We start from the raw sequence: 13135 nt of genomic DNA, 5'->3' as shown, positions 1-13135 counted from the left end.
GGTGATCGGGGAGTCGTCGGATCCGCTCCCCGGCGATCCGGAGCAAGTCGCCAGCCTTGGCCGCGACTTCCGTAGGACCGCAGAAGCGATCAAGAAGCAGGCGGACGAGATCAAGGCGCTTTCGTCTGTCGCTGCCTGGACGGGCAAAGCGGCCGACGAGTTCCGTGGGCAGGCCGAAGAGGCCGAAGGGAAGCTGCGGAAGGCTTTCAAGCGGTACGACGCGGCGGCGGACGCTCTCGGTGAGAAGGTGATGGAAGGCGGCTCCTCGAAGGAGTACGCCTCGGAGCTGCATCGCGCACAGACCATGGCGGACAAGGCCCTTCGTGACGCCCAGGACGCGGACGCAGATCAGAAGGCGAACACCGGCGCGATCGACGGGCTGCCCAAGGACACGGCGGACGACGACCCCGACCGCAAGAAGCTGGAGAAGCGCCAGGAGGCGGCGACTTCGGCGATGGAGCGGGCGAAGAGAGATCTCGAAGCGGCCAAGGATGTCCGCGATGCCGCGGTCAAGCGTGCGCGTGAGGCCATTCGGACCGCGATCGACAATGACGGTCTGAAGGACGGCACCTGGGACAAGTTCAAGGACTGGGTGCACGACAATGCCGGCTGGATCAAGCAGTTGGTCGACGTTCTTGGCTGGGTGGCGACCATCTGTGGAACTCTGTCCCTTGTGGTGGGATGGATTCCCATTGTTGGGCAGGCGCTTGCGGCAGTTCTCGGCACGATCGCACTGATCGCCACAGTTATCTCCCTGGTTGGCCACATCGTGCTAGCCCTTGCGGGAGAGGGGAGTTGGTTCGACGTCGCGCTGGATGTCGTGGGGCTGGCCACATTCGGCATCGGCCGGGGGGCCATCGCCGGGGCGCGGGGAGCCGCGGCGGGAGCGAAGGGCGTCGCTCGCTCGGCTGCGTTCCGAAACGCTATGGCGGGGGTGACCGCGAAGCGGGGGACTGCCGCGTACAACAAAGCAGTTCAACGGGCGTGGAAGGAAGCCAACCGGCTGAGCGGCGGCGCTTTGCGCGGCAAGGCGGGTGCGGAAGCGATCGCCAATGCTCCCAAGGGATGGTTCCCGGGCGCGGGGCGGTTGGCCGAGGCGTTCAGCCCCAAGGCTATCGGCAAGGAAATGGTCGACAGTTTCAAGGATCTCAAGGCGTTCAAGGATGCTGGAGATCTCTTCAAGGGGAATACCTGGACCGAGGCGTGGAATCGCGGTATGCGTCCCAAGTTGGGCGATGCGGGACTTGACTCCCTGAGCAGAGGGATTGACGATATCGGCCAGTCCTTGCGGTCCAGCGACGGGGTTTCGAGTCTGTCTGATGTCTTCAAGACGCAGACGCGAATCTGGTTTGGTTCGACTGGTATAGCCTCGGCCACAGACGCAATGGACAAGGGCGAAATTACGGGCTGGGTCGGTGACCGTCTCGGCATCGACGGACTGGATGACGGTGTTTGGTCGGCAACCGGGATCAAGGATGCGTGGGCCACAAGTGATGGCTGAGCAGTCGAAGAGCACGACGGCGCCCCGAGAGCCGGTGCTACGGCCCAAGGGCATGAGAGCCCCCGGCCTCGACGTCGTGCGCAACGCGCGTGTCTTCGCCGACGGAAACAACCTGGTCGTACGGAATCGGCGCGGACGCGAGCGCCGCTACCCGGTCGGCGACGGTGGAATCCGGCAAGCCGTCTTCTTTCCGCCGGCTGACATCTGGGAAACCACCACGAAGTGGCCCACGGCACGTTGGGGCGTTGTCGTCTTCCAGGACGCTGAGGGACGCTATGTACTTCGGGTTCCCCTCGCGCAGTGGCTACCCGAGGCGGCATCCACGGGGACGGCGGATCTGAGTCCACAGGACTGCCTCAGCCGTACCGGAATCAAGCAACTGTCCGACCGTCTCGGAATTCCCCTGTCGGAGAGCGCGAAGCCCTGGGGCCGAGAAGTGATAGGAAGCCCCGGAGGCGGGCGCTACGACTCGGCGAGCGAAGTCGATCTGCCGTTGTGGAACGGCTGGGCCCGAGGGATCGGCATGTTCGGCTGGCTCATCGCTCTGGTCGTCTCGTTTACGCTGGAAGGCACCGGCAGTTGGGGCCTCGTCGTCGCGGCGGCGGCCCTTTTTCTCCTGCCTGCCAGTGATGTCGTCGTGCGTGCTCTCGCCTGGTGGCGCAAGCGAGGCGACGCGCGGCTCGCCGATGCCGTCGTCATCACACCTTCACCTGAACCGGGCGCCGGTGCTACTCGTCGGTTCCTGGAGACTGCGGCCGTGCGGGTACTGCCCGGCGATGTGGTGCTGACCAACACCTTGGGCGAGGAGCGATGGTATGCGCGGCGTGGGGCCCATGGCATCGCCCGGCTGGTGCGGCTGACACATCCGAAGACGGGCGCCCACTTGGGCGTTGAGCTGCGGGACGGTGCCGGCCAAGCGCGCGCGCTGTTGCCATGGCGGTACTGGTTCGCGGGTCCGGACGGTGAACGGCGCTGGTCCGAGCTTGTGGCGGCCCTCGAACTCCCTGTGTCCGAGGAGAAGTTCAAGCCTGCGGGAAACGTGGGGCGGCGCACGGGCACTCCGGAACTCTGGTACCGAGCACATGAACTCGCGGGCGATGCCAGGAAGATGGCGCCGATCGACAGCAAGGCTGCTCGCAGGGCGACCAGTTGGAACGAGTCGGTGATCGGTGGCGGCGAGGTGATTGTGCTCCCGATGTTCAGTGCGCTCCTCTTGGCCGGCCTTTTCTCCGACAGAGCGCCTGGTCAAGCCGCGGGAGTCCTTTCCGCCCTGACCATTGTCGCCGTGTGGGGCCCGGCCGTCGCACACCAACTCGCCAGCCGCCTCACCCAGGATCGTCCCTGTGTATCGGAGACGTCATGACCTTGACGCCTCAGAGCGAACTCGGACCACCTGCGGACTACCAACTGCTTCTGCCGGAAGGCTGGTTCCGGGTTGATATCGAGCCGGACAGACGTCGGCAGTCTGTCGATGCCCTGGTGGAGAGACAGTTCAAGGGCATCGACAACGCTCCTCAGCTCAAGGCACAGCTCCGACAGGAAATGACGGGGCAGGCGACCAGGGCCTTCGAGGAAGGCGGCATCGAGCTCTATCTCAGCCTCCAGCAAGCAGGCCAGTTCACTGTTCCGGCTTCATTGCTGGTCGCCTTGGGTCTTCCGCCTCAGGGCGGGCGACTCCCGGCTTTGGATGACATCGCCGCTCGACTGGCCGCTGAGGAGAAGATCGGCCGGGAGATGTCGGTCGTCGAACTTCCCGTAGGACCGGCGCTTCGAGTCCGCGAAGAATTCGATCCGGCCCGTGACCGCCCGGCGGCAGAGGCGCAGAAGGAAGCCGACTACGCGCTGCCGTCCGTAACGCTGGACTATCAGGTGCAGGTACCGAGAGCCGAGGCGATCCTGCTCCTCACCTTCTCCACTCCACTGGTCCAGATCGCCGATGCCATGGTTGACCTCTTCGACGCGGTCGCCGGATCTCTCAGTTGGACGGACGCGGCATGAGTGAGCTACGGGAATGCGGAATCGTCTGCCCCACGGACTGGGTGGAGCTCGCGATCGAGCCGACCGACAACGTCAAGCACTGGGCCAGGAGTACGGCTGCCGATCTTCGGGAGCGGAGCAGGGCAGCGGGACACGAGATCGACGCGAAGGTGCTGGAGAAGGATCTCCGAAGGCAGGCCGAGGACAGCCGACGACGCGACCCCTTCTACGCCTTCGCCCTCTACCCCGACGGCTTCGACAACGCGTTGGCCACCCTGGAGATCGACCTCATCCACCCTGACGCCTCCGTACCCCGGATCACCCTGGACTGGCTGGCCGAGACCTTCAGCGCCCACGACTTCGGGCCGCCACTGATCACCCGTACGGAATTGCCCATCGGGCCCGCTGTCCGCATCCGGCAGAACTTCGCCGCGGGCGGCGCCTCACCCGGCGGCCCCGGCATCCTGCTGGAGACGCTCATGTACGGAGTGCTGCCGACCGGTGCCGAGAGCGCGGTGGTCTTCCTCATGTCCTGGACCGTGCCGGGAATCGCCGACGAGATGGAGCAGGCCGCAGCCGACATGGTCAAGACGCTGTCTGTGGCGTTCTGAACGGACCGTCGATGGGTCTGTTCCACATACAGGGGGAGAACATGACAGCGAACATGTCGCGGACCGAGGTACAGCCAGGGCCCGGGGAGGAGGTTTCCTGGCGACGGATCGCGATGATCCGCTGGTCGCTCTGCAGCCTTGCGTGCGCCGGCGGCTCCGCAGGACTGGCTTGGCTCGTCCCCGCAGCACCTCTGCCGAACCCCTTGGGCGCTGCGGCACTGCTACTGGCCTGGATCGTGCTGCCGCTCGCGACGGTCCTGGTCCCCGTGCTGTGGCTGCGCGGGGTTCCGCGCAAGCGGCGAAAGGTCGCGTGGCAGTTTCTCGTGCCCGTGATCGCGGGGGTGGTACTGGGCGTGCTCGGCAAACTGGCGGGCGATCAGGCCGCTCTGGCGGACCGCGGCCGGTGGACCGAAGCCGTGGTCGTGCACAAGGACGAGGGCAAGACCGACCAGTGCACGATGCGGGCGCCCGGCGGGCAGGAGATCTCGCCCTCGCTGTCGGAGGGAGACGGCTGCGGAGAGTGGGTGTCGGAGGGGGACACCCTGCGCGTCCGGTACGACCCCGAGGGCGTCGCGAGCCCGGTCGAGGACGTGGACACGACCTCATACGGGATGCTGCTCGCGTATCTCATCGTGGCGGCCGTGGTGATGGGTACGTGGGGTGGCGTACGGCAGAGCCGATGGGACCGCGAGTACGACGCCGGGGGCGGGCGGGGCTGACGCGTCTGCGATCAGCACGTCACGCTGCGACGAGGTCGCCCCACACGTATTTGCCCTTGATGCCGCTCCTGCTCAGCGGCTGCCAGCCCCACAGGTCGGCGCAGGAACTGACCAGGGCCAGACCGCGCCCCTCCTCCAGGTGCGTGAGCTGCGTCAACTCCCCTGCCGAGGGCGGCGGTTCGGGCGGTTCGGGGTCGGCGTCCCACGCTCCGACCCGCAGGAAGCCGTCCCGCATGTGCAGGCGGAGGGCGACGGGGCCCTTGGTGTGGCGTACGGCGTTGCTGACCAGTTCCGTCGCGAGGAGCTCGGCGACGTCGGTGAGGCGGATCAGGCCGTGCATCGTGAGGACGAGGCGGACGGTACGGCGGCAGACTGTGACGGCGCGGAGGTCGTGGGGGATGTGGAGGACGTACTCCCAGGTTTCGTTCGCGGTGGGGGTGGCGATTCCTTCGAGTTCGGGCATGCGTGAACTCCGTTTGTGGGGAGGGGAGTTGAGGTGAGGTCGGCGGGTGTCGGGCGGTGGCAGTGCCGCAGCCGTCGTGGCAGGACGGAGTGGTGCGCTTCCGGAGGTCCCGGGTCCGCAGGGTGTGCGTTGCGTCACTGACAGTAGAGACCAAAATTGGTCTCACGCAACTCGTTGTCGTAATCTGCCCTCGAACGAGGCCACCGTCCAAAGCCGTTGAAACGAGGAGAGGCCCATGGCAAGGAGGCGGCAACCCACCGCGCGTCAGATGCGCCTCGGTGCTGAGCTGCAGAAACTGCGCGAGGCCGCGGGACTCAAGGGGCGCGAGGCCGCTGCGGCCTTGGGGACGGACTCGGCGCGGTTGAGTCAGATCGAGTCCGGGGTCGTGGGTATGAGCGAGGACACCGTGCGCCGCCTTGCCGCCAACTACGTCTGTACCGACGAGGAGTTGACGGAGGCGCTGGTGGCGATGGCGACCGACCGGACGCGTGGTTGGTGGGAGAAATACCAGGGCCTGCTACCGGTCTCGTTCCTGGACATCGCCGAGCTGGAACACCACGCCACGTACCGCTTCGACATCGAGTTCCTGCATGTCCCTGGCCTCTTTCAGACGGAGGCCTACGCTCGCGGCGTCTTCTCGTACCGTGTACCCGAACTCCCCGACAACGACCTCGCGTTGCGCGTCAGTCACCGCATGGAGCGCAAGGCGGTCATCACGGGCCCCAGCCCCGTCCCGTACGAAGCTGTGATCCATGAGGCTGCTCTGCGCATCAGGGTCGGCGACCGGGTCACCGCGCGCGCCCAGCTCACCAGCATCCTGGAACTCTCCGAGGCGGACCACATCACCGTGCGCGTCATCCCCTTCGACCTGGACGACTTCGGCGGAGCCTGGAGCACGATGACGTACGCGGGTGGCGTCGTACCCAAACTGGACACCGCACTTCGCGACACGGCTCACGGCACGGCCTTCATCGACTCCGATGCCCAACTCGCTGCCTTTCGAACGCTCTTCCGTAAGGTGGAGGCTGTGTCACTCGAACCGGCAGGTTCGCGTGACTTCATCCACAGGCTGGCGAAGGAACTGTGAGGCGCGCTGTGACCACCCCAGACATCTGGCAGAAGTCGTCTTACTCCGGCGGTGCCGACGGCAACAACTGCGTGGAGATAGCCCCTCTGCGCACGCAGGTGGCCATACGCGATTCAAAAGCCCCGGCCTACGCCACACTCACCGTCCCGCTCGGAGCCTTCACAGCGTTCGTCGGGGCACTCAAGGCCGACATTTCACGCGCGGCTGCCTGACCGCGACGCTGTGGCGTCTCAGATCAGGGAATCCAGATCGCCAGGGAGTGCGCGAGGTTCTCCAGGTCCTCGGAGGCGCTCATGAGACGGGGGATGTCCTCGGTCGCGGTCCACATCACGACGTCGGCTCCGTGCTCCTCGACCTGCCACGCGTACCGCACACAGGCAAGCAGATGCGGCGAGTCGTCCTGGGGGACGTACCGGAAGGTCGTCAGGCCTTCCCCCAGCCGCTCCGCCTTGAAGCGCTTGACGACCGGAGGTTCGACCGCATCCGGGTCGTCCGCCAGGGTCAGCGCCCGAAGAGTCTCCTCGCGGGGGCATTGCGCCGGCCCGATGGCCGCGCAGACGGGGATCGGGAGGTCGGTGGGGTGGTCGAGGTGGAGGGAGAGTCAGTGCTCCGAACCGGGTGGGCAGAAGGATTCGGCGCAGCGGGTGAGGGTGGTGCCGACGAAGTCCACGCCGTTGGGACCGGGGTCGAGCTCGCGGTCCAGCCACAGGTCTTCGGCTCTTTCGTGGCACCACGCCTGGATGTCGTCCCACTCCTCCATCGGGGCCAAGGGCCCGCCGCGCGGCGGAAGAATGACCCACGGATAGGCATCGACGTACTCGATGTCGATGATGGGCCAGAACTCGCTCATTCCTGTCTCCAGCGGTAGTTGGCCATCACTGCGTCGAACCGTTCGGCAACGGCCTCGGCTCGCGCGCGGGACACCGCCCCCCCCTGTTTTCCCTGCCGAATCAGTTCAATGCGGTCCGGGACGACTCCTCGGCAGGGTCTACGAAGGACACCGTCTGCAGGATGGCCGCCGTCATGTCGCAGAGTTCCCCCCAGTGATCCATGGCTGCCGTGTCCAGAGTGAAGACCGCCACGAAGGGAGCTTTCGGGAAGGGGACGAAAACCTGGATCTGACCGGTGAGGAGTCTGCCTTCCTCGCCCGTGGCAGTGAGTTCCGGGCCGATGGTGATCTCGCGGAGCGTGATGTTCGATACGGCGGGGCCGCAGGGCAGCGTCATGCGGCGGCTGTCGGTGAGCGGATCGCGGGAGAGGCCCTGCTCGATCACCTCGGCGGCGTCCTCAGGCCTGGTGTGTGAGGATTCGACGGCCCCCACGGTGAACGAGCAATGCACTACGCCGCCGTTGTCGTCGCCGAACACACACATGGCTGAGTACACGATGCCAACGTCCGCGAAGACTTCGGTGAGGCCGGCATAGAAGGGCGCTGCGGACTCCCAGAGGTTGGCGTCGCCCTCGGGGAACAGCCCACGTGCGAACTCGGTGGCGGCGGCTGACCTGTCGTCCGGGTCCGCGTCGACGGGTAGGGAGTGGAATCCGTCCGGTGCTACGAACCACATGGGTGGGACGGTCGGATCGTCGATGACCGTCGGGGTGTCTGACGAGCCTGCGCTGCTGGTGTTCACGATCAGGCCTTGCCCTGTCCTATGTCTCCGGAGTGCGGCGTCGCGTCCCGACCGGCGTCGTCCATCACGAATCCCCGTGACTCGGAGACCACCCCCGGTTTGCTGCCGGCCACAGTCGATCGGACCCGCACGAGTCCGCTGGGCAGCCGGGTGAGGACGGGCGGCGCGGCCCCCGAGGGCAGGGTCGCCGTGAAGCGGGAGATCCGTTCCTGCTGTTCCGCCGAGAGCTCGGCCCCGGACAGGCGGCGATGGCTTCCCGTGAGCAGGCCGAGCAACTCCGTCGTGTGGTCGGAGACGCGCGTGGTCAGCCGTACCCAGGACCCGTCCTGGAAGAGGATCCGGAAGTCCGACTGACCGATGCTGAACCGGCGGGGTGTCGCTTCGGCGATGCTTTCTCGGGATGTTTCCCACAGCATCGTGCCCGAGCCCGTGACGAGAAGGCGTCGCGTGGTCAGCACGATCTCCGTGGAGTATCCCGAAGGACGTCGGGAGGGGTCGAGCTGCCAGGGCAGCGTACGGGCGGTGTCGCCGGCGTCCGCCCACATGACCGGGAAGTCGTCGACCTCGTTCTCCCGCTCCTCCAGCTTCCCGCGCCCCGGCTCGGGATTGACCGTGCTGCCGCCCAACAGGTCGGAGAGGATGCCTCCGACCACGGCGAAGACACCTGAGACTCCGGTGCCCACATGTACTCCGGCTTTCCCCGGGAGCCCGCGGACCGAGAACGTCGGTCCGGCAGGCCAACCCGGCAGCTCGGGCTCGATGTCGTTGCGCCGACGGTCGCGGAAGGAGCGTCTCCCTTCCACGGACGCGGCGGTGCCGGTCGCGAACGAGACCGGGTAGCGCGCCAGTTCCGTCTCACCGGATTCCGGGTGCCAGTCCACAGGGTTGTCCGTTCTCATCAGGAGGCGACCGCCGATTCGAAGCGGTCGCCGGGGTGAATGGCGTCACCGATGTGTGTGGGTATCGACCAAAGCTTGGGAGCGATCTTGATACCCGCGTCGATACCACGGCCCAGGTTACTCATGGGGTCGATCGACCACCTGCCCCCGCTCGCAAGACGCAGACCACGGGTCCCGAGCCACTGGCCGTTGTGGACGGTCTGCTCGGCAACCATGGTCATGCGCCCCATGAGCCCCTCAGCCTTGATCAGGCCGCCATGCTTGAGGCCCCACAGGCCGATGGTCTTGCCCCTGACGGTGTAGTTCACGGCGCCTGCGACGTTGTCGCCGATACCGACGATGTTCCGGCCGATCGTGGTGACACCGCGGACCCCCGAACCCAGCCGCGTGGCCCGGGCAGCCGCAACCGCTCCATCGGCGACCTTGACTCCCTTCGCGAACGCGCCGACGCCCGGGATGGAACCGAGCGCGTCCAGGCCGATGCTCAGCCAACTGACGTCGGCACCGCCCGCCTTGGCCGTGAGATGACTGAGGAGTGCGAGGCCGCTGGTGATGACGGCCGCAGTCGCGAAGATCGCTCCGAGGGGCGGGAACGGCATCGTGATGATGGCCAGCATGCCGAGGATTCCGCTCAGATCGCCGAGGAAGTCGCCGATCATCTTGAAGAGCTCGGCGTTGTCGGAGACCCATCCCTTCACGTCGTCCCAGAAGCTGTCCTCGATGGCGTCGTCGAGTTGGTCACGGATCTTGCTCGCGAAATGGTCGCCCCGCTCGTCCCGCTCCGCCTCTATGCGGAAGAGCTGAAGTCGGTACTCGCTCAGCGGATCATGGTCCGTACCGCTGGGGGAGGGACTCGGCTCGCCCGGCTTGGCCTTCTCGGAAGCCTTTCTTTTCTCGGCATCCGCCTCGTCCTGTGCCTGCTTCGCATTGGCGAGGACCCTGTCGGCCTGTCTTTGGAAGTCCTCCAGCTCGTCGGCCCAGCTGTGCAGATATCCGTGCACGCGCTCGTAGCGCTCCGCCACTTCGCGCAGCTTCTTCTCCAGCCCTTCGGACTCGCTGCGCAGGGCGTTGACGTACTCGCCCTTGAGCTCGTTGTCGTCGCCGATGCCCCGGAGCAGCCGGGCCTGTTCGCGGAGCGAGCTCGCGACGCCCTTGATGTGCCTGACCTCGGCGCGTATCTCGTCGGGATCCCCCGGGACCGGGTCCGATTCCGCAAGCGGATGCCAGTCGCGGGGGCGAGCCTTTGGGGCCGTCGTCACTTCTTCTTTCCCTTGCGTAGTTGCTTGGCGAGCTCGGCGTCCAAGCCCGTGAATCCGTCGATGGTGGCCTTGACCAGTTTGCCCACGACATCGATGTTCTCGAGCAGGGCTTTGCGGTAGTCGTCCCAGTTGTCCACGAATTCATCCATGGCATCGGTGATACCGCTGCTGCCCCAGTGCTCACGTATGCCGTCGTTGCGTGCTTCCAGGTTGCCGAATTCCTTCTTCAGTTTGCGGAGTCGGGACTCCGACTCCACGAGAAGGTCGACATTCACCTTGAGGTCTGAGTCGTTCGCCATCTTGATCTCTCCGGCGGGGCTGGTGATCCCGAGCTGACAACTCGGCTCTCAACGGTTGACGGCCTGGATCTCCTGGACGGCGATCGCCTGTTCGCTGCCGAATGTGCCGTTCGGGAGGTCGCCGCCCGTGCCGCCGGTTCCGGTCCAGGCGATGTCCCAGGTGATGGTCGCGCGCAGGTTGTAGGTGCCGTCGCCTGAGGAGCGGAGGTACTTGAGTCCGCACGGTGGGGTCTGGCTCGCCTTGCCCTGGGTGTAGGGCTCGCCGATGGAGCCGTCGGCGTTGATGACGCACTCGCCGGAGGCCGGGTAGGTCTCGGCGTCCGTCGTGCCCGGTTCCAGTTTCAGGGACACCGGCTTGGCGGTGGTGGTGGCCTGGATGTTGAAGCCCGGGACGTTCAGGGCCGCCGTGGCCTGGACCTCGTCGAAGACGGCCTTGTCGAGCCAGGCCCAAGTCGGCAGGTTCACCTTGGTGTTGGCCGCCGGGGCGAGGGTGACCTTGGTGTCGGGGAGGTGCATGTGCTGGTAGGCGAGGCCCGCGAGTATCTCCGGGCTGATGGCCTGTTCGTGCTGGGGCGGCGGGGCTTCGCCGTTGTCGACCCAGAAGGGGAGGTCGGTGCAGGACGTCCGCTTGAGTACGTCCGGCTCGTTGGGGTTCTCGACAGCGGCCCAGAACATCCCCTCGCCGTCCTTGTCGACGTTGTAGTCCTTGTAGCCGGGGGTGTCGGTCCAGCCGTAGTCGTCCTCGTAGTGGCGCTGGACCTCACCGATCGCCGAGCTGGCGGTGCCGCCCATGCCGGGCTTGTTCAGGGCTTCGTCGAGGCTCCCGGACATTTCTTTTTTGAAGTCCTTGGCGCCGAGGTACGGGGCGTACCAGCAGGGCGGAGGCGTCCAGTTGACGTCGGCGGACGTCACGTTGCCGGTGGCGCCGCCCTTGGCGACGGATCCGGAGTACTGGATCTTGGCGGCTGCGTAGATGCCTGTGGTGTCGCTGCCGCCCTGCTGTTCCGAGTCGGCGCCGTCGTCGAAGGCCGATGGTTCCTCGGAGTAGGCCGGATGCGCGAGGGCGACGATGCCGAGGGCCAGCGTCAGCGCTGTGGCGCGGAGAAGGATGCGTCGCGACCTGCTCACTGGCACTGAGCCGCCTTCGTCTCGACGAATACCTTGGACGCCTGCCACAGGCTGTCACCCGTAGGGAACTTGACCATAATGATCTTGAAATAGGCGAAGTCCGAGATGCTGGGCGTGGTCTCCAGGACCTTCCCGGTCTTGACCTCCTTGCCGTAGAACTTGCTTGAGTCCACGCAGAACGCGACCTCCACGGCGTTGCCGTTTGAGGTGGCCCTGGTGGTGGCCTGGTACTGGCGCCGGGTGCCGGTGGCCGTCCAGTCGCCCTTGAGTCTGCTTTCGATCTGTGTCTTCGCGTAGGTCAGTCCGCCACCGGTGGAGTAAGTGGTCACGGCCGCGTCGTCGGCCGTTCGCTTGTCGACGCCGTGGTAGATCGCGCGGATGAAGTTCGCGGCGTCGTCCATCGCCGCCGCCTCGTTATTGTTCGTCGACTTGGTCCAGTCGAAGACCAGGTTGATGTCCTTGGGCAGAGACAAGTCCACCCCGTCCGGGTTGTTATCTGCCGCCGCCGCTGACGGTTCCGCCGACTTCGTCGGTGTCGCCGTGCTCTGTTCGGCGCCGACGATCTTGTCATTGGCGGTGGACTTGTCGTCACCGCTGCCGCAGGCCGTCAGCAGTAGGGCTGCGGTCGCGGTGAGCGCGGCAGCAACGGGCAAAGGGCGGCGCTTCAAGGTGGGCTCCCCGTGAGATGTCGATACAGCTGAGAGCCCTGACGGTATCTGTGGGGCTTGTGGTCTCGCCAGGCAGGACTTCCTTCAGAGCGCGGGTGTTTGTGAATCTTCTGGTGCAAATTCGATGCGTCCTGTGTCCTGATCGTGTCCACCTGGAGATGCACTTGGCCACGGATGGTGGGGCAGGGTACCGGGGCCACACTGTCTCGCCTGCCTTCGCGGCAGCTATCAGGGCCGGTGGGGTGTGCGGCACCTCAGGCACACGCCGACTGGGAAGGCCAAGGTCTGTCCCCTCACGCTTCCCGCGTCGGGAAGGTGCTGGTGTCGATCTTCACGCGTTCTCCGGTGGCCAGGGTGAAACTGACCGGTTCCCCGTATGGAGTCTCGACGGCACGCCCGTAGCCGGAGGCGTACGGCTCCGACAGCAGCGTGACCGTCTTTTTGAACGGGTCGGCGATCATGTAGAAGTCGATGCCGAACCGCCCGTACTTCTGTACGTTCCTGACGTAGTCCTTCTCGTCCTCCGGCTCGGACGGGACTTCGACGACGGCGAGTACGTCGATGCAGGAGTAGCTGTTCTTCCGGCGCTCGGCGTCGAAGCCGACGATCGTCAGATCCGGCGCCGCGTCGTTCTCGCCCGGGAAGGTGACCAGGACGTTGCCGAAGACGCGCTCCCGCGCGATGCCTGCGGCTTTGACCGCGTCCTTGACGTCAGACACGGTCCAGTCCTGCTCCGGGCTCTGCGGGGTCATGATCACCCTTCCGTCGAAGATCTCAACCTTGTACCCCTCGGGGATACCGCCTCGCTCGATCAGATCGCTCATGACGGTCATGGCAGCTCACCTCCTGTGAGCATTATGGCTGGCCGGAGCGGAGCCGCGTCGACGTATCGG

General features: G+C 66.0%; 17 protein-coding genes. 7 read left to right on the top strand and 10 right to left on the bottom strand.

Features of this window, described 5'->3' with window-relative positions; translation table 11 throughout:
• Nucleotide 1 precedes the first annotated feature (1 nt).
• The 5 genes from LUX31_RS17255 to LUX31_RS17235 all read left to right on the top strand — a co-directional run bounded on the left by LUX31_RS17255 (nucleotide 2) and on the right by LUX31_RS17235 (nucleotide 4808).
• Nucleotides 2-1501, top strand: coding sequence for a putative T7SS-secreted protein (locus LUX31_RS17255; RefSeq protein ID WP_235475675.1), 1500 nt, complete (start codon nucleotides 2-4; stop codon nucleotides 1499-1501).
• A gap of 523 nt (nucleotides 1502-2024) precedes the next feature.
• A complete protein-coding gene (locus tag LUX31_RS17250) occupies nucleotides 2025-2864 on the top strand; it encodes a hypothetical protein (protein ID WP_235475674.1) in 840 nt (279 codons plus the stop codon).
• Nucleotides 2861-3499, top strand: a complete 639-nt coding sequence (locus LUX31_RS17245; RefSeq protein WP_235475673.1) for a hypothetical protein — start codon at nucleotides 2861-2863, stop codon at nucleotides 3497-3499. Before LUX31_RS17250 ends, LUX31_RS17245 begins: the two co-directional genes overlap by 4 nt.
• Entirely contained in the window at nucleotides 3496-4089 is a 594-nt protein-coding gene (locus tag LUX31_RS17240; RefSeq protein WP_235475672.1) for a hypothetical protein, read from the top strand. The genes LUX31_RS17245 and LUX31_RS17240 overlap by 4 nt, the downstream gene beginning before the upstream one ends.
• A gap of 41 nt (nucleotides 4090-4130) precedes the next feature.
• Entirely contained in the window at nucleotides 4131-4808 is a 678-nt protein-coding gene (locus LUX31_RS17235) for a hypothetical protein (RefSeq protein ID WP_235475671.1), read from the top strand.
• A gap of 19 nt (nucleotides 4809-4827) precedes the next feature.
• Here the strand turns inward: LUX31_RS17235 and LUX31_RS17230 are convergent, their stop codons facing one another.
• Complete coding sequence (locus tag LUX31_RS17230) at nucleotides 4828-5271, bottom strand: ATP-binding protein (RefSeq protein WP_235475670.1); 444 nt, start codon at nucleotides 5269-5271, stop codon at nucleotides 4828-4830.
• Between the two features lie 235 nt (nucleotides 5272-5506).
• Between LUX31_RS17230 and LUX31_RS17225 the strand changes: the two genes are divergently transcribed.
• Nucleotides 5507-6358 (top strand): helix-turn-helix domain-containing protein, encoded by an 852-nt coding sequence (locus LUX31_RS17225; protein ID WP_235475669.1) that lies wholly within the window; start codon nucleotides 5507-5509, stop codon nucleotides 6356-6358.
• A gap of 8 nt (nucleotides 6359-6366) precedes the next feature.
• Nucleotides 6367-6570, top strand: a complete 204-nt coding sequence (locus tag LUX31_RS17220) for a DUF397 domain-containing protein (protein ID WP_235475668.1) — start codon at nucleotides 6367-6369, stop codon at nucleotides 6568-6570.
• A gap of 23 nt (nucleotides 6571-6593) precedes the next feature.
• On the opposite strand, the gene LUX31_RS17215 is transcribed toward LUX31_RS17220, so the two are convergent.
• From LUX31_RS17215 to LUX31_RS17175, 9 genes are all read right to left on the bottom strand, one after another.
• Entirely contained in the window at nucleotides 6594-6731 is a 138-nt protein-coding gene (locus LUX31_RS17215) for a hypothetical protein (RefSeq protein ID WP_235475667.1), read from the bottom strand.
• Nucleotides 6732-6959: 228 nt separating this feature from the next.
• Nucleotides 6960-7208: a hypothetical protein gene (locus tag LUX31_RS17210; RefSeq protein WP_235475666.1), complete on the bottom strand. Its 249-nt coding sequence runs from the start codon at nucleotides 7206-7208 to the stop codon at nucleotides 6960-6962.
• Between the two features lie 100 nt (nucleotides 7209-7308).
• Nucleotides 7309-7989: a hypothetical protein gene (locus tag LUX31_RS17205; protein WP_235475665.1), complete on the bottom strand. Its 681-nt coding sequence runs from the start codon at nucleotides 7987-7989 to the stop codon at nucleotides 7309-7311.
• 2 nt (nucleotides 7990-7991) lie between these two features.
• Complete coding sequence (locus LUX31_RS17200) at nucleotides 7992-8888, bottom strand: hypothetical protein (RefSeq protein ID WP_235475664.1); 897 nt, start codon at nucleotides 8886-8888, stop codon at nucleotides 7992-7994.
• A complete protein-coding gene (locus LUX31_RS17195; protein WP_235475663.1) occupies nucleotides 8888-10147 on the bottom strand; it encodes a putative T7SS-secreted protein in 1260 nt (419 codons plus the stop codon). The genes LUX31_RS17200 and LUX31_RS17195 overlap by 1 nt, the downstream gene beginning before the upstream one ends.
• Nucleotides 10144-10446: a hypothetical protein gene (locus LUX31_RS17190; protein ID WP_235475662.1), complete on the bottom strand. Its 303-nt coding sequence runs from the start codon at nucleotides 10444-10446 to the stop codon at nucleotides 10144-10146. Before LUX31_RS17190 ends, LUX31_RS17195 begins: the two co-directional genes overlap by 4 nt.
• A 48-nt stretch (nucleotides 10447-10494) precedes the next feature.
• Complete coding sequence (locus tag LUX31_RS17185) at nucleotides 10495-11574, bottom strand: hypothetical protein (protein ID WP_443045969.1); 1080 nt, start codon at nucleotides 11572-11574, stop codon at nucleotides 10495-10497.
• Nucleotides 11571-12242, bottom strand: coding sequence for a hypothetical protein (locus LUX31_RS17180; RefSeq protein WP_235475660.1), 672 nt, complete (start codon nucleotides 12240-12242; stop codon nucleotides 11571-11573). Before LUX31_RS17180 ends, LUX31_RS17185 begins: the two co-directional genes overlap by 4 nt.
• Before the next feature lie 293 nt (nucleotides 12243-12535).
• Nucleotides 12536-13075, bottom strand: coding sequence for a Uma2 family endonuclease (locus tag LUX31_RS17175; RefSeq protein ID WP_235475659.1), 540 nt, complete (start codon nucleotides 13073-13075; stop codon nucleotides 12536-12538).
• Nucleotides 13076-13135: the final 60 nt, after the last annotated feature.

Source organism: Streptomyces sp. GQFP (genome assembly GCF_021545335.1).
Taxonomy (GTDB): Bacteria; Actinomycetota; Actinomycetes; order Streptomycetales; family Streptomycetaceae; genus Streptomyces.
Note: the sequence above shows the minus strand (reverse complement) of the source record. Positions and strands in the feature narration are given on the sequence as shown.